Source organism: Rhizorhabdus argentea (assembly GCF_037861105.1).
Lineage (GTDB): Bacteria > Pseudomonadota > Alphaproteobacteria > Sphingomonadales > Sphingomonadaceae > Rhizorhabdus > Rhizorhabdus argentea.
This window is the reverse complement of the sequence record NZ_JBANFK010000019.1, coordinates 42,479-66,541: the sequence shown is the minus strand read 5'-3', so window position 1 is coordinate 66,541 and position 24,063 is coordinate 42,479. Positions and strand designations below refer to the sequence as shown.

The window sequence follows — 24,063 nt, the reverse complement described above, 5'->3', positions numbered from 1 at the left end:
GACAAGGAAGTTGTGATGCTTGAATATACCATTCCGCTCATCATTCGCGGCCGGATCATCGAAGACAATCTGGTGCGGTTCGAAGCACGCCGGGGCGTGGTTGCGTTCCAGACGCCAGACGTCAATCAATATATCGACGAGATCGTCCTGAAAGACCCGTCGAAGATTGGCGACCTCTACGATGTGTCGCTCGCCGAGATCATCGACTATCTGATCGAACTCGGTCCGCGGCTGTCGCCCGACACCAACCCCTATATCGCCCAGTCGCTGGACATCGCGGTACAAACGTCGGGCCTGAAGCGCGAGCAGCTTTATGGTCAATATGCGGCGCTGAGCGCCAGCCTCAATCGCGAATTCCTGATGGATATCGTGGAGCAGAATATCGGTTCGAAGTATCTCGAAGGGTGGGCGACCTACAAGCTCCATGACCGTGAGATGGCGGTGCGCGCCTTTGGCAGCCGGATTGTCCATCTCAATGCAGGCAATTCACCCCTGCTGACGCTTTTTGCAGTCATCAACGGCTCCATCCTGCGCTGCGACAATATCATCAAGAGCCCGTCCAACGATCCCTTCACCATGTTCGCGATCGTCAAGACCATGATCGAGATGGCGCCCGATCATCCCATTACCCGGCATTTTACCGTCGGCTATTGGAAGGGCGGCGATGTGGCGTTCGAAAAGCGCCTTTATGGCGGCGGCGCGATCGACAAAATCGTCGCCTGGGGCGGGATGGCCTCGATGAAGAGCATTCGTGGCTATATCGGGCCGGGCCTGGACCTGATCGCACTCGATCCGAAGATCAGCGCCTCGATCATCGGCGCCGAAGCGCTGGCATCGGAGTCGTCAATGGACGAGGCAGCGGAAAGACTCGCGATGGATTTCGGGTTCTACAATCAGGAAGGCTGCGTCAGTTCGCGCGTCGCCTATGTCGTCAGTGGCACCGGAGACGACGATATCGATCGCCTCAATATATTCGGCAAGAAAGTGTTTGCCGCGCTGAAGGCGCTGCCGTCCAACATGAGCACCCCGCATCCCTCCTTCGATGCGCATTTGAAGGACGAGATCGATGGCATTCGCTACAGCGATTCCTATCGCGTCTTCGGCTGCAAGGAGAATGAAGGCGGCGTCATCGTCTCGCAAACGGACGACCCCGTAGATTTTCGCGACCATCTCGCCTGCCGCGTGGTCAATCTGGTGCCGCTCGACCATGTGGATCAGGCGCTCGATCACGTCACCATCCACACCCAGACACTGGGCGTGTATCCGGCGGCGCTGAAAACCGAGATCAGGGATCGCTGCCTGCTGCATGGCGCGCAGCGTATAACCGATCTCGGTTGTGCGGTTGCCGAGGGCATGGCGAACCCGCACGATGCGATCGAACTGCTGCGGCGCATGGCGCGCTGGGGGCTGATGGAAACCTTCACGCCCGAGATGATAAAGGCAGGCGCGGGCTTTGCGATCAGCGATGCTCAGCGCGATCGTAAAAGCGATCGCAATGAGGATGCCTTAGTAGCCATCCACCAGAAGGCGTAATAACGCGAAATTGAGTCGAAAACTTCGCTATAATATTTCAGTTAAGTGAAAAATCTATTCGTTTAAACTGAACTGTATCACCTCGAGACTTATTTGCATGATGCTCATAGTTATTTTCCGTAAAAGATGAAAGGTTATATAATAGTTCGCTGTAGACTATGTCAAAGATACCTTGAAAGAGATCCAATAGAAATTGGATTAAAAAACAGATGGGGAGGATTATCGTGATTATATCTACCATAAGATCTGCACTTCTTGTTACGTCCGCGCTCGCTGTTGCGGCGCCAACTGTTGCGGAAGCGCAAGCTAGCAGCAATGCGGGCAGCTCCGCAGGTGCCGACGATATCATCGTCACTGCGCGCAGGCGCGACGAGACGTCGATCGCGGTTCCCGTCGTTCTGACGGCGGTGACAGGCGCGGAACTTCAGCATCGCGGGATCAACAGCCTCGACTCGGTCGCGCAGCTAGTTCCGGGCCTGACGCTCTTGGAATCGGGCGGAAGCAGGCAGGGCGGCACGATCGCGATGCGCGGCGTGGCTGGTCCCGATACCAACCCGTTCGGTGATCAGGCGGTGTCGTTCAACGTCGACGGTGTCCAGGTGGCAAAGTCGAGCGTACGCCGCCTGGCCGTCATGGACCTCCAGCAGGTCGAGGTCCTCAAGGGGCCGCAGGCGCTGTTCTTTGGCAAGAACAGCCCGGGCGGCATCATTTCGATGCGCACTGCAGACCCGACGGCGCATCTCGCGGCCAAGGCATCGCTGGGCTATGAGATCAACGCTCATGAATGGCGCGGCGACGGCTTCATTTCCGGTCCGCTCACCGACACGCTTGGCGCTCGTCTCGCCTTTTATGGTTCGGACATGCGCGGCTGGGTCAAGAACATCGTCCCGCCGGACAGCATCCTCCCCCCGTTAGATCGTTACGGTCCGCGCAGTCACGAATTTGGCCTGCGCGGCACGTTGAAGTTCGCGCCGAGCGACGCGTTCAGTGCGCGTCTCAAGCTTTCCTATGGTAAGGTCAGCGGCGCGGCTACCAACGCTAATGGTCAGATGGTCAATTGCCCATATGGTATAACGCAGCTGGTCGGAGTGATCAGCGACTGCAAGGCCGATAGCCGGATCGCTCGCACCGATAATATCGGTACCCTTTTTACGCAATACGAGCCGCATTTTCGCAACGGCCAGACTTATGCCATTCAGGAGCAGACGCTCGCCGGGCTGGAACTGAACTACAAGCTCAGCGATACGATGGACCTGACCTCGGTGACTGGCTTCTACCGGAGCACGTTCAAGGACTCCGACGTTTACGGGGCCTATCCTGTCGTTCCTATCCTGCAGTTCGGCATCGGCCCCGGTCTGCCGGACGTTGCGGTCTACGCCGAACTCAAGGACCGGGAGATTTCGCAGGAACTTCGTGTGAACAGCCACTTTGACGGGCCGCTGAATTTCACGTTCGGTGGAATCTACTCCGACACGCGGTCATCGATCTTCACCCATACCATTCTCAACCTCAGCGCTCCAGCCGAGTTGATTCACTCTTACACGGAACAGCATGGCAAGGCCTATTCGGCATTCGGCCAAGCGCGCTTCGCCGTGACCCCGCAACTCGAGTTGTCGGCGGGCGGGCGCTATTCGCACGAAAATAAGACACTCCCCGTCACGCTTGCGGATTTCACTCGTTCGCGCGTCAATCCGATGGCCCCCTATGCACCGGCGGTGAGCAACATTTCGTTCAACGATTTCTCGCCGGAGGTCACCGCCACCTACCGGCCCACGGAGAGGCTGACCCTTTTCGGATCCTACAAACGGGGTTTTCTGTCGGGCGGTTTCAATGGCAGCGTGGGGAATCCAACCACGCCGCTCAATTATGGTCCGCAAAAGATCGAAGGGTTCGAAGGCGGTGTGAAGGCGTTGTTGTTCGACGGCGCGCTGCGCATCAATCTCTCGGCCTACACTTATAAAGTGCCCGGCCTTCAGATTACCGCTTTCGATACCCTCACTGGCATAAACACCATTCGGAACGCCGGCGGGGCACGGACCAAGGGCATCGACTTCGACATGAACTACCGCGCCCCGATCGAAGGATTGACCTTGAGGGGGGCCATTAGCTACGATCGAGCGCGTTATCTTAGCTATTTCGGGCCCTGCTGGCTGGGGCAATCGCAGGCGCAGGGTTGCAACTTCCGCTCGACTGGCAATGGCAACGCCCGCCCAATCCTGCCGGGCGAGAATGGTAACAACCAGAATTTGGCCGGGCGGCAAGTCATCAACGCGCCCGAATGGGCAGGGAACGTGAGTGCAAGCTACGAAACCCCCCTCGGCTCGACGCTGAAACTCGGCCTTTCGGGCGGCGTCACCTTCGGCAGCAGCGTGCCCACCGATGCCACCCTTAACCGCGATGCATACTCGCCCAAGCACGCCCTTCTCGATGCGACTGTGCGGATTGCCGACGCCGAGGACGCCTGGGAGCTGGCGCTGATCGGTCAAAATCTGAACAACAAGTTCTACTGGACCAATACACAACCGCAGCAATTCACGGGAGGGGCCTTCGGCACCGTCGCCGGTGCCGCGCGTCCGGACATTTACGCTGTTCCCAATCGGGCGCGGCAGATCATGGTTCGTCTCACCGTCGCCTTCGGGCAATAATCATCTGAGGGACAACTGGTGTCGGTCGAAGCCTGCTAGTCAGGATTCGACCGACACATTGCGCCACAGAATGTGATTGAACATAGATAGAGGAATAGGATGACCCGTTCGCTTGAACGTAAGACAGCGCTCGTAACCGGCGCATCCGGGGGCATTGGGCGCGCTATCGCTCAGCGTTTGGCAGGCGCGGGCGCCACCGTGGCCGTACATTTCAACAGCGGTGAAGATCGTGCCCGCGAAACGGTAGACCTGATCGAGCAAGCAGGCGGCGAGGCATTCACTCTGCAAGCGGATTTGATGAGCGTCGCCTCCATCGAGTCGCTATTTGATGAACTTGATAGCCGGTTTACCGACCGTGGGCATTCGGGCCTCGACATCCTCGTCAACAACGCCGGCAAAGGCAATGGGGCGTCGATTGCGAAAGTCGACGAGGCTCTGTTCGATTTGATCGTGGCGTCCAATATGAAGAGCTCTTTCTTCGTCACCAAGGCCGCCTTGCCGCGGATCCCCGCGGGAGGCCGGATCATCAGCATCTCCTCGATGGTCTCGGTCGCGGCCACGCCTCAGGGCATAGTCTATTCTCTGGCAAAGGCGGCTGTGAACGCCTTTACCCGATCGCTCGCTGCTGAACTTGGTCCACGACGCATCAGCGTCAATGCAATCGCGCCTGGCGCCACGGATACGGCACTGATGGAGCCGATCATGGCAGATCCGGCGATGGCGTCATGGATCGAACAGATGACCGCGATGGGCCGTATAGCCCATCCGGACGAGATCGCTGCTGTCGCGCTCTTCCTCGCTTCGCCGGAGGGCGGATGGATTACCGGGCAGACCGTTCAGGCGAGCGGCGGAATGCATCTTTAGTGCATCCCAGATGATCAAGCGCGAGATCGCCTGTCGCAGCCGTCTGGTTTGCACAGAATTTGTCAATTGGCTGGCGGACGGCGCTATTTATCGGCGAGGCAACACATGATGAGGACGACCTGATGCCGGGCAAAGTGACCTTTGGTTACCATTACGACTTCCGCAATCCGTCGCAGTGGCACAAACCCTGGGAGCAGGTGTACGCAGAGGCAATCGATGTCGCGGTCTGGAGCGAGCAGGTCGGTTTCGAATTCGCGTGGGTGCCTGAGCATCATCTCTTCAGTGACGGCTATATGCCCTCTCCGCTGGTGGCGCTGGCGGCGATCGCCGCGCGCACCAAGACGATCAAGATCGGCACATGGGTCGCGCTCGCCCCGCTGTACCACCCGACGCGCTTCGCTTCCGATTGTGCAGTCCTCGACATCCTCGCCAGAGGGCGGCTCGAACTCGGTCTCGGCATTGGATATCTGCCTCAGGAATATTCGGCGATGGGCGTCGACTTCACCAAGCGCGGTCGCCTGTTCGACGAGTGGCTGGAGATCGTCAGCCGCTTGTGGGCGGGCGAAACGCTCGATTATGCGGGTCAGCATTATCAGCTGGACGGCGTCCGCATGATGCCGCCGGCCCCGCGTGGCCGTATCCCGCTGTACATCGGCGGCTTTGCCCCCAAGGCGATCGAACGCGCCCTGACCTATGGAGACGGCTATGTCGGCACGCCCGAAGGAGCCGACATTTATGTGGAACAACTGCGTGCGAGCGGCAAGGATGTCAGCCAGGGCAAGGTGCGGATCGGCGATCTCTTCGCCGTAGTCGCGCGCGACCCGGAACGGGCGATGGAAGAAATGGCGCCATATTATTACCACGTCTTGAAAATCTACGCCGATTTGGGCGGCGAAGGCATGGAAGCGATGAGCCTTGAAGAGTTCAAGACGTCCGGCAAGATGCAGGTGATGACGCCGGAGGCCGCAATCGCCAGGTACAAGGCGATGCAGCAACGCATGCCGCTGGAGCATGTGTCGATGATCATGCCCCCGGGCATTTCCGCCGAGCGCTTCATACCCTATGCGCAGCTGTTCGCGGACGAGGTATTGCCGGCGTTCACCTGAAACGCCGCCCATTCTTGCTGGCCCTCGCGATCGGGGGACGGCGGACCGGGCCTGCTCGTGAAGGGCCCTTTTCCTTTCCCGGCTGGTCTACTCGTCTTTGACCATCAGAGTTTTGCGAAGCGATCAGGTCCTCGCGCTGTCTTACAGGAGAATATGGATGAAGCTCGGCAAACTTGCGGTCTGGACCAGTATCGATGGACCGATCAGCTTTTTCGAGGACGAGAAGTCTGGTGAATTGGGGCCGGCTACGGCCGAACGCCTCGCCCGTTTCGCCCGCCGCGTCGAGGAACTCGGCTACGACGCGATCTGGATGCCGGGCGGCTTCGGGCGGGATCCGCTGATCACCTCGTCCTGGCTGCTCGCCAACACGACCAGGCTGCACGTGGCGACCGGAATCGTCAGCATCTATACGCGCGATCCGATCGCCATGCGAGGCGCGGCCGATGCGCTTAACGAGCAATCGGGCGGGCGCTTCATCCTGGGCCTGGGCGTTTCGCATCGCGAGACCGTGGAAGACCGGCGGGGGCATGAATATGGAAAGCCGGTCCCGACGATGCGTGCCTACCTCGATGCCATCGCTCAGGCACCTTACATGGCTGCCGCTCCCGCCAAGTCGACCACGATCGTCCTGGCCGGTCTGCGGGAGAAGATGATCGGGCTGTCGGGCGAGCGGGCGCAAGGCACGCATAGCTACCTCGTCACGACCGAACATACCGCACAAGCTCGCGGGATCCTGGGGCCCGACAAGCTGCTCTGCGTGGAACAGCCGCTTGTCCTCGAAAGCGATCCTGCGAAGGCACGGGCGATCGCTCGTGGCGAGGTCGAATATTATCTTTCGAAGCCGAACTATCAGAACTCCTGGAAGGCGCTCGGATTCAGCGACGAAGATCTCGCCAATGGCGGCTCCGATTACTTCATCGACTCGCTCGTCGGCTGGGGAGATGAGGCTGCGCTGCGCAAGCGCATCGACGAGCATCTCAGCGCAGGCGCCAGCCAGGTCTGCATAAAGGCGGTGGCGCCGGACGGCGGCACCGATATGCGCCTCCTCGAGCTGCTCGCGCCCGCCGCATAGGCTCCATCGGCCAGATGGCGTAAATTAACTGGGGAGTAATGCCTGTGCGTGCAGTTACCGCGGATTTCGTCAATATCTCCGAGTCACCCCGGATCTCCGAAATAGACCAGCCGCGTCCATCGGAGGATGAAGTACTCGTTAAGGTCGCTTATGCCGGAATGAATGCGGCCGACTGGCAGTATTCACAAGGAATGACGAAGGCCATCCCTGCCGGCAATCTCAATATCATGGGCTTCGAGGCCGCAGGCGTGGTTGCGAGCGTAGGACGTAATGTCGCGAACTTCTGTGAAGGAGACCGCGTCATGTTCGCGCGGACTCACACAACCGGGGAGGCGGGGACTTTTGCAGAATATGTCGCTGTCCCTGCCCATCTGGCCCGTCGCGTTCCAGGCGGAATGTCGCTGGCCGAAGCCGGGGCGACACCGATTTGCTTCCTGACCTCCTATATCGCGCTGTTCGCGGATGATCTGGGCAACGCGAAGCCGGGCCAGAAGATATTGGTGCACGGTGGCTCTGGCGGCGTCGGGAGCTTCGCCATCCAGCTCGCGAAATTCGGCGGGCTTTCGGTGGCCGCAAGCGGCAGGACAGCCAATCGGGACTATATGATCGAGATGGGGGCCGACTGCGCCATCGATTACACCGATCCAGAGAAAGGCATCGTGGCCCAAACGCGTGAATGGGCTCCGGAGGGGCTCGATATCGTGTTCGATGCCGTACGACAAAATACTCTGCCCGACGCGCTCGACGCATTGAAGCCAGGCGGAACACTGGTCAGCATATCGACCGGGCTCGACCAGAGCAATCTGGACGAGCAGATGCGTGCGTCCCAAGCGCGCGGGTTTCGGCACGTGCGCTGTTTCGCCCATTGGCCGGAACGGATTGGAAAAGTGCCATTGGTAGAGATTCTGGAAGGCCGTGGCATTCGCATTCCTCCGGTCGAGGTCGTGGAGCTCGCCGATCTCCAGTCCGCGATAGAGCGGCTGAAGGGTGGACATAACCGCGGCAAACTCGTGTTGAAGATGGCAAGCGAATAACCTTCGGCGGCGCTAAAAGGCTGTTCTGTGAATGTTCTGACTTGTAGAAGGCGTTACGCGCTTATTCGCATAGCAGCGAGGCCCCTGTTGAAATGCGCGCCTGAGGGCCAGCTTTAGGATCGGAGAGAATCCCATGGCGAACCGCAGATCGGTCGGAAAGTGCACCGCATGGGCCCTCGGTGCGGCCATTTCGGCTGGACTGCTGCTTGCCGGCGGAAAGGCTCTGACAGCGGAGCGCGGGGGAGAGGAAGCCGGCGGAACGGCTGCCCTCTCGTCAGACCCCGCTACACGGCCTTATTCACCACCCGTGCGTTTCGCTAACGAGGATATGAACCTTTACTGGGGCAATACGCACCTCCACACGAACAATTCCATGGATGCCATCGCTCTGGGTGGGGCTACCACCACGCCGGATGAGGCGTTCCGATTTGCAATGGGTCAGGAAATCGTCTCCGCAAGCGGTATGCCCGCCAAACTTCGTCACCCCCTCGACTTCCTCGTTGTGTCCGATCATGCTGAGTTTCTCGGTGTACTTCCCAGACTGGCCAAAGCCGATAGCGCGACGATCGATTGGCAACCGGGTCGGCAATGGAGCGAATTCCTGCATTCCGGCGACGCTAAGAAATTATTGAGTATTTATTCGCAGTTCCATTCAGTGGTTAGGGTGCCTGCCGAGCTAACGCAGTCAATATGGCAGGATGTCGCAAAGACCGCAGACCGTTTCAATAATCCGGGTCACTTCACGGCGTTTATCGGATATGAATGGTCGTCCACGCCATCTGGCGACAATCTGCATCGCAACGTGATCTTTCGCGACGGCGCGGCCAAGGCTACGCAAATCGTGCCTTTCTCCGCTCTCGACGGCACAGATGCCGAAAAGCTCTGGGCGTTCCTGAGAGCATATGAGGTCAAAACCGGCGGTCAAGCGTTGGCGATCCCCCATAACGGGAACATCAGTAACGGACGCATGTTCGCACCCGAAACCTTTGGCGGCCAGCCACTCACGGCTGCCTATGCACGCGAACGCGCGCGGTGGGAGCCGGTCGTCGAAGTCGCCCAGATCAAGGGTACAAGCGAGGCTCATCCGACCCTGTCCCCCACCGACGAATTCGCCGATTTCGAAATCTGGGATCTCGGCAATTTCACTGCGACTGCGAAGCAGCCCTGGATGCTGCCCTATGAATATGCACGCCTCGCCTTGAAAGCGGGCTACAATATGAGCGGAAATTGGGGGTGAACCCATTCAAGTTCGGGCTGGTCGGCGGCACCGATCAGCATAATGGGCTCACCACGACAAGCGAGGACAATTTCATCGGACAGTTTCGCAATTCCGAACCTTCACCTGAACGATACAGTCATGCCATGGCGCCGGTGAAGAATATCCGGGAAAATTGGCGGCTGGCGGCCTCGGGCCTTACGGCAGTATGGGAAGGAGAATACGCGTGAGGCGATTTTCGACGCATTAAAAGGCGGGAAGTTTATGCCACCACTGGTTCGCGGATACAGCTACGTGTCTTTGGCGGATGGAACTTCGCGAAATCCGACGTCTTGCGACCAGATTACGCTCATATCGGTTATGAGAAGGGTGTCCCGATGGGCCGCGATTTGGTGCGCCATGCCGGGGCCAAGGCCCCGAGCTTCATGATTGCGGCCAGCAAGGACCCCGACGAAGCCAATCTCGACCGGATCCAGGTCATCAAGGGTTGGCTCGACGCACAGGGCCAGGCGCACGAGAAAATATATGACGTCGCTTTGTCCGATGGCCGCAAGGTGAATCCGAGGACCCGCAAGGCGCCGCCGGTAGGCAGCACGGTCGATGTGGCCAATGCGACCTACACCAACAGCATCGGTGATCCCGAACTCGCCACCGTCTGGACGGATCCGGCTTTCGACCCGGACCAGCGCGCCTTCTATTATGTGCGCGTTCTGGAAATCCCGACGCCGCGCTGGACCGCCTATGACGCTAAGTTCTACCGTATCCATATGCCTGCCACATCCCGATGACAGTGCAGGATCGCGCCTTCAGTTCGCCGATCTGGTACAATCCTGGATGGTGACGCCGAACTTGCAGATTTTTTTAGCTAAGTCTTTGAAAAATGGGTGCGCCCTGTGCGTGCGCCTTCGAACGAATTGTTCGAGTTCTCAAGGATTGGGACAGCGTCCTGCAAGCAGGATCACTAGGTTCCAGCTCCAACGTTCCCATAAAATCCGTGCAAAGTGCCGATTTGCGGGAGAACTGAGGTTTTCCACGTATTCATGCGGACCGCCAGGATGGATGCTTTGAATAACGACCTTTCTTGCGCCTTTTCCCTGACCCCCGAGCAGGGAATAATTTTGCTCCTGCAGGGATTGGGAGCCGCCTTCGCCGAGCACGACCAGCGCATAACGCGATGGAAGCTCAGCCTTATTTCGATATTGCGAAACGAACATCCCAACAATGCCGTAAGGGAATGGATTGAAGGCGGATGCTCGGTTGACGAGATGTTCGATAATTGGAATATTCAGTGCAGATACTATCGTCAGGTGCGTTGATCAAACTCAAGGCAGATTGCAGATAGCACCTGCTCGGCTACGACCATTGCAACAACCGGTGCCGGGCGACCCGCATGGGGAAGGTCGAGCGCCACATCACGGATTGAGATCAAGCTATCTCTGGAATGGGCCCCAATTTGGTTGGGGAGTTAGCCATCGCTGCTCCTGATCGTAGGATCCACATGGACCTTGTGGCCGCTATGGATGCCCTGGCGCATGTTTTCGAGATGCTGCGGCACGTCGTCCAGCCCGATCACGTGGTTCACCAGCGCGCGAGGCTCCACCGCGCCACCGTCGAACGCATCGACGGTGGCCTGGAAATCGGTCAGCGAATAGGCGGAGGTGAAGCGGATCGAGACCTCCTTGTATGAAGCCTGCGGCAGGTAGAGGCTGTCGGGAGAGGTGCAGATACCGATGCAAACCACCGTGCCGCCAACCGCGACGGCGTCTATTGCCGCAGCCAACATTCCGGGCGCGCCGGTGCATTCGAATACTATATCGGGCGCACCACCTAAGGCTGCGGTGAGCTTTTCGCCTAGCATATTACTTAGCAGGTAATCGCTCGATCCCATGTCCTTCATCAGCGTCGAACGCCAGGCGGAGCGAGCGCTTACCGCGATCTTGCGCGCACCGCGAAGCCGGCTCCAGTAAGCTGCGCCGCCGCCCATCGCCCCCGCGCCCAGGACCAGTATACGGCTGTCCTTGTCGATGGGGGCCATCTGCGTCCCGCGGCGCGCCGACGCCATCGGTTCCACCAGCGCCCCGTCGGTCAGCGACAATCCCGCGGGCAGGCGCACCGAGAAGCGCTCGTCCGCCAGAGTATATTCACCGAAACCTCCCAGCATCATGGTGAAGCCTTCGGCGCAGTCAATCGGGCGACCTGCGAGGCAGGCCGGGCATACGCCGCAGCCCCCCTCGGGCATGGCGGCGACGATATCGCCCACCCGCAGCCGGGTGACGTCCGGCCCGAGTTCCACCACCTTACCGCAATATTCATGACCGACGGCAGCGCCGAGGGGGAAGTTCATCCCCACGCCGGATGTCATCGCCACGTCGGTCGCGCAGAAGCCGCAGCGGCCGACTTCGATCAGCACCTGATGGGCCCCCGGCTTGGGGATCGGAATATCCTCTAAAGAGAGCGGTTTCCCGACCTCGCGAAAGACTGCGGCCTTCATAGCCCGAGCAATCCGAACGTGTCGTGATCGAGCATTGCATTGGCTGCCCGCACGGTATTCTGCGTGTTGATCTCCTCGGGCTGCCACAGGCCGTTGCCCAGCCAGATCAGGAACGGGAAGATGGCGGCGCACCGATAGAAGAACCAGGCTTCTTCGAAACTCGGCGCCTCGGCGCGCTGGCCCAGCACCTTCAGATAGCGCGCCAGCAAGGGCTTTTCCCATTCGCGCCGATGAAGACTGTCAAGGTTCACGACGACGAACAGGGCGAACTCATTGACCCAGGGCTCGATGCGCGAGCACCAGTCGTGCCAGCCTGCCGTTCCATCCGGATACATGTGCAAATTGCCCAGATGGGAGTCACCGTGAATTATGGTACGCGAGACGCTCGAGGTGATGGATTTGTATTGCTCGTAGGCAACAGACATGCGGTCGGCGTTGCGGAGGCGGAGCGGTAGGGCTGCGCCCCGTGGGTACGCGATCGACTCGTCCCAGCGATGCGGCTTGACGAGGTGATCGAGATATTCACGGTTTACCATCACCGAGCGATCGGCAATCGGCGATGATGGACCGAAGCGCCCACCTTCTGTGAACTCGGGGCTGGAGAGCCACTGCCCGTGAAAGCGCGCCATGCTGTCAATGAAGGCTGCCGCCTGGCCATAATCAAGGTAATGCCTGTCCTTGAGGAAGGTGACGCCCTTTGACTCAAGGTCCTCCAGGATGAGAACGCCCTCCCAGGCGTTCGGATCCCAGTGAACGTAGAAACAATCGGGCCTTTTCACATCGAGGTCAGGAAGAACCTCATCATACATCGGGATTTCGAGGGCATTTCCTGTATCCATTCCCAATATCTCGTCCCCGATCGGGCCATCGCGGAAACTACCTTTGACAAACACGGTCTTTGGATAGTCAGGCGATGCATTGCCTTCATATTCCAGGTGCACGCGGGTCTTGTTCTGCTTGTGCCCGAGGAAATCAGTGACTTTGGCGGAGGCGATCTTCATCCCCGGAAACCGCGTGGTCAAAGCTTCGTTTAGCCATTCCTTGTTGACGTCCTCGAGCATACGGGGAATGTCCATGGACATTGGGAAGTTCTCCTGTTTTATGGATTTTATTTATGGATTTTTTATTTGAACTCATGAAGTGGGGCCCGCCTCGATCAGACGGATCGCCTCGTCGAGAAACCGTGGCACGTAAAAGAAGCCCATCGGTGCGATGTTGAAGTCTTCGAGCGCGCCGTTGCTGTAGCGGTCCGAACCGATCGCGGCCGCCGTCGCATTGCGGACGTGGCCCCAGACTCTGTAGAAATGGAGATGCGCGGGCGCGACGGTCCGCCCGGTCCTCTCCTCGTAGATTTTGAGGAAATAGTCCCAGTCGATGTTGTTGGAGGCCGTATTGCGGATATAGGCCAGATCCTCCAGTGGATCGCCGATATGCGCCATTTCCCAGTCCAGCACGGCGCTGAGACGATCGCCATCGAGCAGCAGGTTCTGCAATCCGAGATCGCCGTGGACCAGCGCCGGCCGGCCCATGCCGGCATCGGGGACATTCGGCAGCAGCCAGGCATAGAGCGCGGCCAGTGAGGGCAGGGGAGCTGGGCTGTTGGCGAGGTAATGATCGTAATAGTCGCGGATATAACAGCGCGACACCTCCTGCAGCGGCATATCCCATAGCTCGGTGCGGATGGAATTGGTCAGGTCGCCCAATTCCTTGAGCTGGGGCAGCGTATGAAGGTCCGCCACGGCCTCGGCCCAGTTCTGCTGGATCGCGGCTGACAGCGCATTGGGCCCGCCAAAGATATCGCCGCAGGTCGCGCCCGGGGAGCGGCGCATCACCAGGAAGTCGCCGCCCGGAAGCAGGCGATGCTCGATATCCACCCACAGCGCATCCGGCGCGGGAAATCCGCGCGAGGCAACGGCGCAAAGGACCGGAAATTCCTGGCTGACCCGGTGGCAATCATTGTCGAGGATCGGGCTGGAACGATCGCGCCGCAGCACGAACTCGCCGGTCAACTCGCGCCCTGACGCAGCAAAGATGATCGTCTCCTTACCGAATCCGCCCGCAATGGAGGCGAAGTCGCGCAGGGTCAGGTCCGGATCGGAGAAGTGATTGCGAAGGTAGATCTCCAGCTTTGGCGCTGTGATCGAACGGTCCTCGTTTGCGCTTACTCGGCTGTCGCGCCCCGCCCGAGTCCCAATCCTGCGGCAGTCCCAAGCAGCAATGGCGAGCGCCGCGCCCTGGCGCCCGGCGGGATCAAGACTGGGTTCCGCTGACAGCGCGCTCGAAAACTCCGAAAGACGGGTCAGGAGCGCGCATTCGCCTTGCTCCACCAGATCCCGCCGCCGGTCAAAATCGAGATTGCGGATGGACCGGACAAGATCATCTCCAATCTTCGCGATTTCGGGTGCAAGTTCGATATTGAGGCTTTGGGCAACATCTACGAGCAGCCCCTCCAACTCGTCATAGCAGGCGCGATCGCGCTCGCCGCTCTCTTCGCTCCAGTCCTCCAGCAGGCGCGCAGCAGCCAGCGCCGCTTCTTCGTTGGAACCGTAACCGACATTGCCGGCGAGCTGGCGGACAAGGTACTCCCGGAGCGATTTGGTCAAACGTCGGGCTGGAACCTGCATCAGCGCCGATCACCCGGGCGGCGACCAATTCGCTGGGAAAAGGCAACCGGGTCTCCGTTGAAATCTGTTGAATGTCCTTTCACAGAATTACTCCAGTTCATCGCTTGCTAGTAGCGTAGAGGAATCGGCTTCGCAAAAGTCTCCGTGCACTATGCTATCGCAGGTCACCCCCGCCATGTACCGCCCATCCACCGAGATACCCGCGCCATTGACGAACCAGACTCGTCTGAAAGCAGCCACTTCACCACATATCCAACATCTTCCAGTTCACCCACGCGACCGATGGAGTGCCGTACCAGTGCTACGTCGTAAAGCGGCTTAGGGTCCGGATTGGTTGTGAACTCGCCGACCATGGGGGTGCCGATCACACCCGGCAAGACAGCGTTTACGCGAACCCCCGCGGTGCCAGCTTCGTATGCAGCGCCGCGAGTGAGGCCCAGCACGCCATGCTTCGAAGCGACATACTCGGAGCAATATGGGCTGCCGAGCCGTCCATTAGCCGACGATGTGTTCACTATTGCACCACCGCCGACTGTCGCATCGCCTGGATCTCTATTTCATGCACAGCCTGTCCCAGTCGCTTACGGATAATTCCTTATCCTCGTCGGTGTGGCTCTCCAAATGGCCTGCAGGGCCGACGCGCCCGGCACAGCGGCGGCATTTCTGCCGGCGCGGCGACCCGAGAATATGCCGTCGGACAGCGATATCCCGCTTATATAGCCGTTGGAATGAGCCCGACCGCCGACAGCCCTGCCGCGTAAAGGCCCGGGATCTCGCTTCCGCCCGCACGCGTAGGGCGCGAAGCGGTCGCCGTGTCACGGGCTGAATAGACGACGGCTATTGGATTTGCGCCGCCAATTCCGGGCGGTCCGGATCGTGCGACATTGCAGGAATTGCGTGAGCTTGGGGGGCGGGGGCTTCAACCAACTCCTTGCGTGAAGCCGGATCTGCCACCACTGCGACCTCATGACACCGGACCGTTGGAAGGCGCATCAGGCAAAGCGGATGCTGGGCCTCAATGGTAAGCCGCCGGCCATTGCGCCGCAGATGGAATACCAGGCACGCAACCACATCGCGCGCCTGGCGCGCCTGGCGCGCCTCGCCTTCCTCGCCCCCGAGATCACCACCGCCATCTCCGAAGGATCGCAGCCCGCAGGCCTGTTGGTCCGCCAGCTGCTGCCGACGTCCGATCTTCCGATGGACTGGGCGCAGCAAAAGCATATGCTCGGATTTGGCTGACCTCCAGCAGCTGTACAGCCAAGAGCCAAGGGCGGCGTCGCGGCGCCGCCCATTTTTGTTGGTGGCGCATCGAAGCCTGCCCGGCGCAATCCCAGTGTCAGGAAAGTGGGGGGCGGAGACTTCGGGCCCTTTGCCGCTACGGCCCTTGGCCAAAGCGTCTCTGTCCTCTGCGCGCACAGCCGGGCGGTGTAAACCCACGGGAAATAGGGGAGAATTCAGCTCTTCCAGGACCGTTTCGGAACGGCCGCTACGCAGTGAAAAAAATGGCTTGCGAGGCAGTCTGGAGCGGATTGGTCTCAACCTTCGTCAGCCTGTTTCAGGCCATTTTACAGGTTCCACGCGATATCCGGCATGATGGCGGCGACTTGCCATCGTCGTAAGTATCCGTAACCGCGCCTAAATTCCACAACTACCCGGACGCGGAGCAGGCTACAGAACAGGCTGTTTTCAGGCCGAAACAGGGCAGGTCGCTGAGGTAATCAGGTGCAATTTCGGTGTGCATGATAGGCAAGCGGTAGCGATCGAAGTTACTGGCGGGTGATCTCGTCATAACCGAAAACCTCCCCTGAGGCCCCTGGTCAAAACGTCGGCAGACACGCGATGTGTTTGTTGGTCGCGTAATAGTCATTTCCAAGAGTACAGAGCTATTTCAGCCGATTTCTACAAAGAAATGGTGCTCCTTACGGGTATATTCCTCCCGCAGGGACAATCGTGCGCCAAATTGACTCCAAGCTATAGCGAAATCAGATTCGCGACACTAGTTTGGCGGCCAGGGCATCGATCGCCGCTCGCAGTCGCAGGGGCTCGAACTGGACTGCTGGCCAAACCACATATGTATCCGTTGGCGGTGCCGAAAACGATTCGAGGAGCGGCAAAAGCCGGCCCGCCTCCACATGCGGACGGACGAGCCATTCCGGCAGTTGGGCGATCCCCATCCCGCGCAGGGCTGCGTCGACCATGCTGGTATGATTGTCGAACTGTAACCGCCCGGCCAAGGGCAGGTCCGGTATGGGCCCATAGGCATCGTGAAGATCCCAAAAGTAAGGCCTATCGTGCAAACGAAGGATTAGGACTTCGTGATCGGCAAGGTCGACAACCGCGCTAGGTTCTCCGCGCAAAGATACATAGGACGGCGCAGCGCAAACCGTCTTCATGAGACCCGCCACCCGTTTCGTCATCAGCCCTGGCTGATCGCCGGGAACGCCAATGCGCACAGCGAGATCGTAACCATCGGCAACCAGATCAACCATCGAATCGCTGAAGCGGAGATCAAGATGCAGCCCAGGATTATCATGCGCCAACTCTAACAAGATGGGCGCGACGCAGTGGCTTCCGAACAGGACGGGCATGGCAACCTTGAGCTTGCCGCTGACCTCAAGCCGTCCCGATGCCAGCATTGCCTCGCCCTGGCGCAACTCCTCCAGAGCGCGAACGCAACGCTCGTAGTATAATTGACCGTCCGGCGTGAGAGTCAGGCTGCGCGTCGTGCGACGGAACAAGGGCGCGCCAAGGCGTGCTTCAAGACGCGCTATGGCCTTTCCGATGGCCGAGCGGGTCAGGGCCAGACGCTGAGCCGATTTGGCAAAGCTTCCTGCCCCTACTGTCGCGACAAACACTGCAACCCCGTCCAGTCGGTCTCGCATCGACGCTCCTGATTGTTGCCTGGGCGGAACCGAGACTAGGAAAAAAATTCCTCACCGTCGATCCTTATTCCCCGTATAAGTTAATCATCGAGTTCGGCTTCCTATTACCCATCTTCTCAAAACGCCGCAGCTCGAGACGCTACTACGCCAAGCCGCCCGAGATAGTGATCGCAACGATCAACAGTCGGGGGACTTCACGACCCGAATAGGAGTTCGGGTGGGCGGAGGTGGGCCCTGCCGACTCACATTGGTCAGCCCATCACCCTCTCAAGTACCTGCCTGACGTGGACCATGATCGCACTAGCGATCGGGACGGCGGAGCGCTTGCGCGGCCGACCGACCTCCCCTTGTCGACACGGCGCTGCGGCCACCTGGTCAGCGCCTCGCTCGACTATGCAAAGCGCTTTCGCGCTGGCCAAGAAACCGGAGCTTTTTCGTGAGCAAAAATCTCATTCCGTACCTCGCAATGACTCTATCGGTCGTGGCAGCTGTAATGCTCCACGTCTGGATACGGCTGAACGTCGAGGTGATCGCGCCGCTGGCGCCGACGGTCAAATCGCGCCTGGCTTCGGTCAGCTACAATCCGTCGTCCTCCGCATTTGACAGCTTTGATTCAAGCGCGGCACAAAATCCGACAATTCTGAAGGAGATTGATGATGATCTTCGCGAGGTTGCTCGTTTTAGCCATCGAGTAAGGACATATGGCGTCGGCGGTGAGTTGGCCGACATACCGCGCATTGCGGCGCGATATGGGCTGCAGGTCGATCTTGGCATCGACGTGCACAAGGGGATGCCAGAGCAGACTAGGCGCGAGGTCGAGCGTGCGATCGCCGTCGCGCGAGCCGCGCCAAACGTCCGCCTCATATATGTCGGCAACGAAACGCTCGTGCGCAATGAGGTCCGACCCAGCGAACTTGCCGCCCTGATGAGGGAGGTGCGTCAAAGATCGGGAAAGCCGGTGACGACCGGCGAGACCTGGGACAACTGGATGAACAATCCGGAACTCGCAAGCGCCGCCGACGTGATCAGCGCCCATATACTCCCATATTGGGAAGGGGTGCCGGCGGATGCAGCCATAGCCGCTGCTTTCGATCACTATGCGGCGCTATCCAGGCGCTTTCCACATAAGAGCATCACGATCGGCGAATTCGGGTGGCCATCGCGAGGATTGAACTATCGCGGGGCTGTTCCCGGGCTGCAGACCGAAGCAAGACTTCTGCGGAGCTTCGCGGATATAGCCGCTAAACGACATATAGATTACAACATCGTGGAGGCAAAAGATCAGCCATGGAAGAGCAACGAAGGTGGGGTCGGCCAAAACTGGGGCATTTTGTATGGAGATAATCTTCCAAAGTTTCTCTGGAATGGCGCAGCTCCTGTTGACCCATATCGAGAAATCAAGCTCGTACTGGGAATCCTAACAGGTTTGGTAACGGTTATGTTTATCTTTAACGTTGATCGGCCAACGCTGCTTCAGGCGATTGTCTCGGGCCCTTTGTCACAAGCCATCGGCTACGGCGCTGCGACAATGTTCCTCTCGCTGTTCGACTATTATCTGGGCCTGCCCCAGTTGCTGTCGACGCTCTTGTTTCTCCCGCTGCTCGGCATCCTTGTTCTCCTTGTCGCGGACCGAGTCCGTGAGGCGAGCCAGCGCCTGCTGGGCGCAGCTCCTGTCCAGCTGCTGCGCCAAGACTATCCAGTCGGCCTGGCAGGCATACCCTTCGTCTCGATCCATGTGCCGATCTGCAATGAGATGTACGATGTCGTGAGACAAACATTGAGCAGCCTCGCCCGTATCGATTGGAAAAACTACGAAGTTCTTGTCATCCTTAATAACTATAGCGATCGCAGCCTGGTTAAACGCGTTGCTTATCTATGTAAACATCTCGGTCCTCGGTTCATCCTGGTCGACTTAGAAAAGGTTGAGGGCTTCAAAGCTGGTGCTCTGAACCGAGCGCTTGACTCCATGTCTCCGCAGGCGAGCCTTATCGGCATCGTAGACGCCGATTACGTCGTCGATCCCGCATGGCTGCGCCACACCGTCAAAGCCTTCGCCGCTGCCGACGTCGCCTCGGTCCAAGTGCCGCAAGACCATCGGGCGATCGGTCGCCATTGGTGGGATGTCGGCATGAATGCGGAATATGGCAGCTTCTTCGATGTAGGTATGGTCCAGCGCAACGAGCACAACGCCATCATCTCCCACGGAACGATGTTATTGGTTCGGCGCTCTGCGTTTGAGCAGGTCGGCAGGTGGGACGAAAGCTGCATCACCGAAGATACGGAACTGGGCTTGAGGCTGCTGCTAGCCGGGTGGCGGAACATATATACCACAACCCGCTTCGGGGCCGGTCTGCTGCCCGACGATCTTCCCGCCTATCGGCGCCAGCGCTTCCGCTGGGCCTTCGGTGCCATGGGCATATTGCGCAAGCACTGGCGCGCCATCCTTTCGGTGAAGAGCCCTCTGACAATAGGGCAGCGATATCATTTTCTCGCCGGTTGGGCGCACTGGATCGGGGACGGGATCTTCTTCATCCTCTCTGTTCTCGGCGTCATCTGGGCAGCGGCTCTGGCCATTTTTGGCATAGGCTTGCCGCCTCCAGCCGTGATCAGCGGCGCGGTTCTGCTGCTTGCCGCCTCCAGCCTTGGACATGGCGTCCTCATACAGTTGTCGCGTCCTGGCGTTTCGCTTGCGACAAGTCTCAAGAGCGCCATCATGTCGATGACACTACAAATGCCGGTCGGCTTGGCAGTAACAAGAGCTTTCGGCCGGCATAAACATCCCTTTGTCGTGACGGCCAAAGGGAGGGACATTCAAACGGATGTAAAACGTTCTCTGGCGGAATTACGCCCCGACGCGTTTCTAGCTGCCGCCCAGATCCTGGCCGCTATGAGCCTCGTTGCGACAAACCGGCAGCGAGCGATCGACATTGATCTATTCGCTCTTACTCTAGCCTGCCAGTCACTGCCCTATGCTTCCGCAGTTGCGGTCGGAATCGCTCAGGTCTGGAGCGCCCGTCAGAAAAGCCTTGTCGTTCGAGAGGCGCTGTTGTGAATTCGCAGACATTCCACGGACGGGGTCTGGTCTGGGCCGCCGGCATCGTGTCGATGATGGCACTTCTGATTGGTGCATGGGCCTGGGTTGGGCGAAACGTGCCTACCGCGGCCGCCGGTCTCCAATATCCATCGCTCTCCTATGCTCCTTTCGGGGCGGATCAGTCTCCAAGCGACCTGCCGAGGACTGCGCAGATCGAGCATGACATTGCGCTTCTGTCCAGCGTGACCAGATCGATCAGGATCTATTCCGCGTGCGATTTCGGCGCTCCGGTGCTCCGCGCCGCTGAACGGCAGCGAATGGCGGTGTGGCTGGGCATCTGGGTGAGCAGGGATCCGGTGGCGACGCGACGGGAACTGGAATGTGGAATCCAGCTTGCGCGACAGTTCCCAACGACGGTCAGGCGCGTGATCGTCGGTAACGAAGCCGTGACTAGGCAGGATATTTCCATCTCGAATCTACTGAAGCTGATCGATGAGGCGAAAGCTAGAATTGCCCAGCCGGTCGCCTATGCAGATGTCCCTTTTGTCTGGGAAACGGATCGGCAGATGGGTCACCACGCAGAAGAGGTAATAGTCCATCTGCTGCCCTATTGGGACAGCAGATTCGAGACCGGGACAGCAAAAAGGACTGCGCGCGGTGTGGCGACATATTTAAACCAGATACAGGAATTATACCCTGAACGCCGAGTGATCGTGGGCGAAGTGGGCTGGCCGACCTTTGGCACCTCCAAGTTTCAGAGCGTGCCCGGCCGAGCCTTCCAGACCGACTTCCTGACGGAGTTCGCCCGTTTGGCGCGCGAGCGCCACATCATCTTCAATGTCGTCGAAGCCTTCGATCAGCCATGGAAGGCCAGAGATGAAGGGGTAGCCGGAAGTACATGGGGAATCTTCGATGTTCACCGTCAATTGAAGGTCGGCCTGGACGGGCAGGTGCGTGAGGATCCTTTGTGGCGCACTCACGCTTGGGCCAGCCTTGGGATCATGGTCGCTGGCATCGGCACCGCATTTCTCGTGGCGCGGCGATATGGAATCCAGCTAGTCTCGCTTAGGCCGAACGCGATCGTCATGCTGTGCGTTCTGATCGCTATGGCCAGCATGGCTTCGGTATTATTGTGGCGCCAGATATATGATCTGACTGGCGCATTTGTCACAGGGCTTGCGGCAGTCTTTCAAGTTGTGATCGCATCGATTTTCAGCTTAGGATTAGCCACAGCGCGGAATAAAGGTCGTCTTACGCGCGACGCACAAGCGTGCATGAAGGTTGCTCTTTTCTCAATGTTTGTGGAGAATTTGCGCCTTGCCTGCGACCCGATTTGTCACGACGTCGCGATCTGGGCCTTCGTGGTGCCGATCGCACTGTCGCCGCTCGCTATTTCCCGGGATCAATTCCGCACAGTGGGCCAGAATTTTGGTTCCTGGATCATCGCTCTTCTCAACGTCTTGGCAGCTACAAAGACTGCGATGATCCACGGCTATGGGAATGTGCAGATCAACATGTGGTTTGCCGGCGTTATTCTGATCGCGCTGCCATATCTTGCGTACAGTTTCCTTAGCCGGCGCCAAGCCGAATATTGGAGAATGCTGGGAATTCTAGCCTCCTTTGCCGTGCTGATTTGCGCCGTCGGGTTCTGGGACATGGAGCAGCGCCAAGTCGATTTGATATGCCAGATGAACCCGGAGAGCCTGATATGCTGGCGTAGCGCGCTAAGCCGTTATCAGGTCCTGGGGTGGCTATCCCTCTTACTGGCCTCTTGGGGACTCTGGCGCAGAAGCGTTCTAATCGCCGTCGGCTCAATCCACCTGGGAATACTCGCTGTCGCCAACTGGAATCTGACCTTGGGCTCATTCGCGATCGCTATTGCCGCCATCGCCTTGGATGCGCCGGCGGCGGGCAGGGAGCCAATTGCGATTTTGAAACAGATCCGTCGCGTGGCGCGCTTTGGTGCAGGGGGGATTTGGAGGCACTTAAATTTGTGGCGGCCTCATTTGGGCCGCGGTTCGCATCAGGAAGGGCAATGATCAAACTGACACGACGTGACATTGGTGTGGCGTTAGGCGCGGCAGCCACGCTGGGCGGTTCAACGGGCGCAGTTCCTGTCAAGGCCGCTGCCGGCGCGCCGTTCCCGACCGGGTTCAAGTGGGGGTGCGCCACGGCCGCCTACCAGATCGAAGGCGCCGCGAATGAAGACGGTCGTGGTCAGTCCATCTGGGACGTCTTCTCTCATGCGCCGGGGAACATCGCCGATGGTGCCACGGGCGACGTAGCTTGCGATAGCTACCGCCGATACCGGGAGGACACCCAGCTCCTGAAGGGGCTTGGCGCGAAAGCTTATCGGTTCTCGATCGCGTGGCCGAGGATCTTCCCTGAAGGCCGCGGGAGTCCCAATCAAAAAGGCGTCGATCACTATGATCGCTTGGTCAACGACCTGCTCGCCAACGGAATTGAGCCTTGGGTCACACTCTTCCACTGGGATCTGCCGATGGCACTTCCGGGCGGCTGGCAGTCGCGCGACACGGCCTACGCCTTCGCCGACTATGCGGGCTTCATGGCTGAAAAGCTCTCTGACCGCGTCAAGCACTTCATAACACTCAACGAGATGAGCTCGTTCGTCGACCTCGGCTACAAGCACGGCCTGCACGCCCCGGGGTTGCGCCTGCCGGTCGCCGAGGTGAACCAGGTGCGCCACCACGCCCTGCTCGCCCACGGCCTCGGCGCGCAGGCGATCCGGGCGCACGCTCGTCCAGACGTCCAGGTTGGTCTGGCGGAAAATCCCATTGTCACCATTCCGGCGATCGGCTCTGCTGAGCACATCGCTGCCGCGCGCAACGCGATGCGAGAAATGAATGCTGGCTATCTGACTGCGGTGATGGAGGGACGTTACACCGACCACTACCTCACCGAGGCCGGCGCGGGTGCACCGAAAATTGCCGCCGGCGATATGGGTGTGATCGGCAGCCCGCTCGATTTCGTTGGGATCAATATCTACACAGGTGCCTATGTCACGGCTGCACCGGACTCGCCCGCGGGCTTCACCGTCATATCGCCCCCCGCCTCGTACCCGCGCATGATCCTCGCTTGGCTGATGATCGCGCCCGAGAGCCTGTACTGGGGCCCCCGCTTCGTGACCGAGCTGTGGAAGCCAAAAGCAATCTTCATCTCCGAGAACGGCGCGGCGTCCGACGACAAGCCGCTGAACGGCCGCGTGGAGGACACCGACCGCCTCATGTTCCTAGGCAATTACCTGCGCCATCTCCAGCGCGCGACGGCCGAGGGCTATCCGGTCAAGGGTTACTTTCTCTGGAGTTTGCTTGACAATTTCGAGTGGGCCGAGGGCTACACCAAGCGTTTCGGTATTCACTACACCAACTACGCGACCCAGGCGCGGAGTCCGAAGCTCAGCGCGGCCTGGTATGGCGAACTGATACGCCGAAATGCCTTGGTCTGAGCTGAGGCCACAAATTCCATCTCGGCGAGTGGCCCAAGAGATACTCCGATGTAAATCGTGGTCGGCTGATGGCTTTGGGTTTGGCTATCCCGCAAC

At 59.3% G+C, this 24,063-nt stretch carries 16 protein-coding genes and 1 pseudogene; 12 read left to right on the top strand and 5 right to left on the bottom strand.

Annotated elements, in window-relative coordinates:
- Window positions 1–15: 15 nt before the first annotated feature.
- The 8 genes and pseudogenes from AAC645_RS15815 to AAC645_RS15770 all read left to right on the top strand — a co-directional run bounded on the left by AAC645_RS15815 (window position 16) and on the right by AAC645_RS15770 (window position 10,786).
- Window positions 16–1,533 carry an acyl-CoA reductase gene (locus tag AAC645_RS15815; protein WP_340317409.1) on the top strand — a complete coding sequence of 506 codons (1,518 nt, stop codon included), beginning with the start codon at window positions 16–18 and terminating at the stop codon, window positions 1,531–1,533.
- A 209-nt stretch (window positions 1,534–1,742) separates the two neighbouring features.
- A complete protein-coding gene (locus AAC645_RS15810) occupies window positions 1,743–4,178 on the top strand; it encodes a TonB-dependent receptor (protein ID WP_340317408.1) in 2,436 nt (811 codons plus the stop codon).
- Between the two features lie 99 nt (window positions 4,179–4,277).
- Entirely contained in the window at window positions 4,278–5,042 is a 765-nt protein-coding gene (locus AAC645_RS15805) for an SDR family NAD(P)-dependent oxidoreductase (RefSeq protein WP_340317407.1), read from the top strand.
- A gap of 122 nt (window positions 5,043–5,164) precedes the next feature.
- Entirely contained in the window at window positions 5,165–6,148 is a 984-nt protein-coding gene (locus AAC645_RS15800; protein ID WP_340317406.1) for an LLM class flavin-dependent oxidoreductase, read from the top strand.
- Between the two features lie 157 nt (window positions 6,149–6,305).
- Window positions 6,306–7,220, top strand: a complete 915-nt coding sequence (locus AAC645_RS15795) for a TIGR03620 family F420-dependent LLM class oxidoreductase (protein WP_340317405.1) — start codon at window positions 6,306–6,308, stop codon at window positions 7,218–7,220.
- 38 nt (window positions 7,221–7,258) lie between these two features.
- Window positions 7,259–8,254: an NADP-dependent oxidoreductase gene (locus AAC645_RS15790; RefSeq protein ID WP_340317403.1), complete on the top strand. Its 996-nt coding sequence runs from the start codon at window positions 7,259–7,261 to the stop codon at window positions 8,252–8,254.
- A 133-nt stretch (window positions 8,255–8,387) separates the two neighbouring features.
- Window positions 8,388–10,258 (top strand): annotated as a pseudogene (locus tag AAC645_RS20495) (DUF3604 domain-containing protein).
- Window positions 10,259–10,534: 276 nt separating this feature from the next.
- The gene (locus AAC645_RS15770) at window positions 10,535–10,786 is read left to right on the top strand and encodes a hypothetical protein (protein WP_340317397.1); all 252 of its coding nucleotides are present in this window, start codon (window positions 10,535–10,537) and stop codon (window positions 10,784–10,786) included.
- Between the two features lie 149 nt (window positions 10,787–10,935).
- On the opposite strand, the gene AAC645_RS15765 is transcribed toward AAC645_RS15770, so the two are convergent.
- The 4 genes from AAC645_RS15765 to AAC645_RS20490 all read right to left on the bottom strand — a co-directional run bounded on the left by AAC645_RS15765 (window position 10,936) and on the right by AAC645_RS20490 (window position 15,103).
- Window positions 10,936–11,961 carry a zinc-dependent alcohol dehydrogenase gene (locus tag AAC645_RS15765; protein WP_340317395.1) on the bottom strand — a complete coding sequence of 342 codons (1,026 nt, stop codon included), beginning with the start codon at window positions 11,959–11,961 and terminating at the stop codon, window positions 10,936–10,938.
- Window positions 11,958–13,043, bottom strand: coding sequence for an aminoglycoside phosphotransferase/choline kinase family protein (locus tag AAC645_RS15760; RefSeq protein WP_340317394.1), 1,086 nt, complete (start codon window positions 13,041–13,043; stop codon window positions 11,958–11,960). The genes AAC645_RS15765 and AAC645_RS15760 overlap by 4 nt, the downstream gene beginning before the upstream one ends.
- Before the next feature lie 51 nt (window positions 13,044–13,094).
- Window positions 13,095–14,564, bottom strand: coding sequence for a phosphotransferase family protein (locus tag AAC645_RS15755; RefSeq protein ID WP_340317392.1), 1,470 nt, complete (start codon window positions 14,562–14,564; stop codon window positions 13,095–13,097).
- Between the two features lie 185 nt (window positions 14,565–14,749).
- Window positions 14,750–15,103: an SDR family NAD(P)-dependent oxidoreductase gene (locus AAC645_RS20490; protein WP_422785847.1), complete on the bottom strand. Its 354-nt coding sequence runs from the start codon at window positions 15,101–15,103 to the stop codon at window positions 14,750–14,752.
- Window positions 15,104–15,590: 487 nt separating this feature from the next.
- Here AAC645_RS20490 and AAC645_RS15750 point away from each other — a divergent pair, with 487 nt between their 5' ends.
- Window positions 15,591–15,824: a hypothetical protein gene (locus AAC645_RS15750; protein WP_340317390.1), complete on the top strand. Its 234-nt coding sequence runs from the start codon at window positions 15,591–15,593 to the stop codon at window positions 15,822–15,824.
- A 743-nt stretch (window positions 15,825–16,567) separates the two neighbouring features.
- Here AAC645_RS15750 and AAC645_RS15745 read toward each other — a convergent pair.
- Complete coding sequence (locus AAC645_RS15745) at window positions 16,568–17,440, bottom strand: LysR family transcriptional regulator (RefSeq protein WP_340317388.1); 873 nt, start codon at window positions 17,438–17,440, stop codon at window positions 16,568–16,570.
- Between the two features lie 463 nt (window positions 17,441–17,903).
- Here AAC645_RS15745 and AAC645_RS15740 point away from each other — a divergent pair, with 463 nt between their 5' ends.
- Genes AAC645_RS15740 through AAC645_RS15730 form a run of 3 tightly spaced genes read left to right on the top strand, consistent with a single transcriptional unit; the run spans window position 17,904 to window position 23,967 of the window.
- Window positions 17,904–20,519 (top strand): glycosyltransferase, encoded by a 2,616-nt coding sequence (locus AAC645_RS15740; RefSeq protein ID WP_340317387.1) that lies wholly within the window; start codon window positions 17,904–17,906, stop codon window positions 20,517–20,519.
- Window positions 20,516–22,540 (top strand): glycoside hydrolase family 17 protein, encoded by a 2,025-nt coding sequence (locus AAC645_RS15735; RefSeq protein WP_340317386.1) that lies wholly within the window; start codon window positions 20,516–20,518, stop codon window positions 22,538–22,540. Before AAC645_RS15740 ends, AAC645_RS15735 begins: the two co-directional genes overlap by 4 nt.
- Window positions 22,537–23,967: a GH1 family beta-glucosidase gene (locus AAC645_RS15730; RefSeq protein ID WP_340317385.1), complete on the top strand. Its 1,431-nt coding sequence runs from the start codon at window positions 22,537–22,539 to the stop codon at window positions 23,965–23,967. The genes AAC645_RS15735 and AAC645_RS15730 overlap by 4 nt, the downstream gene beginning before the upstream one ends.
- Window positions 23,968–24,063: the final 96 nt, after the last annotated feature.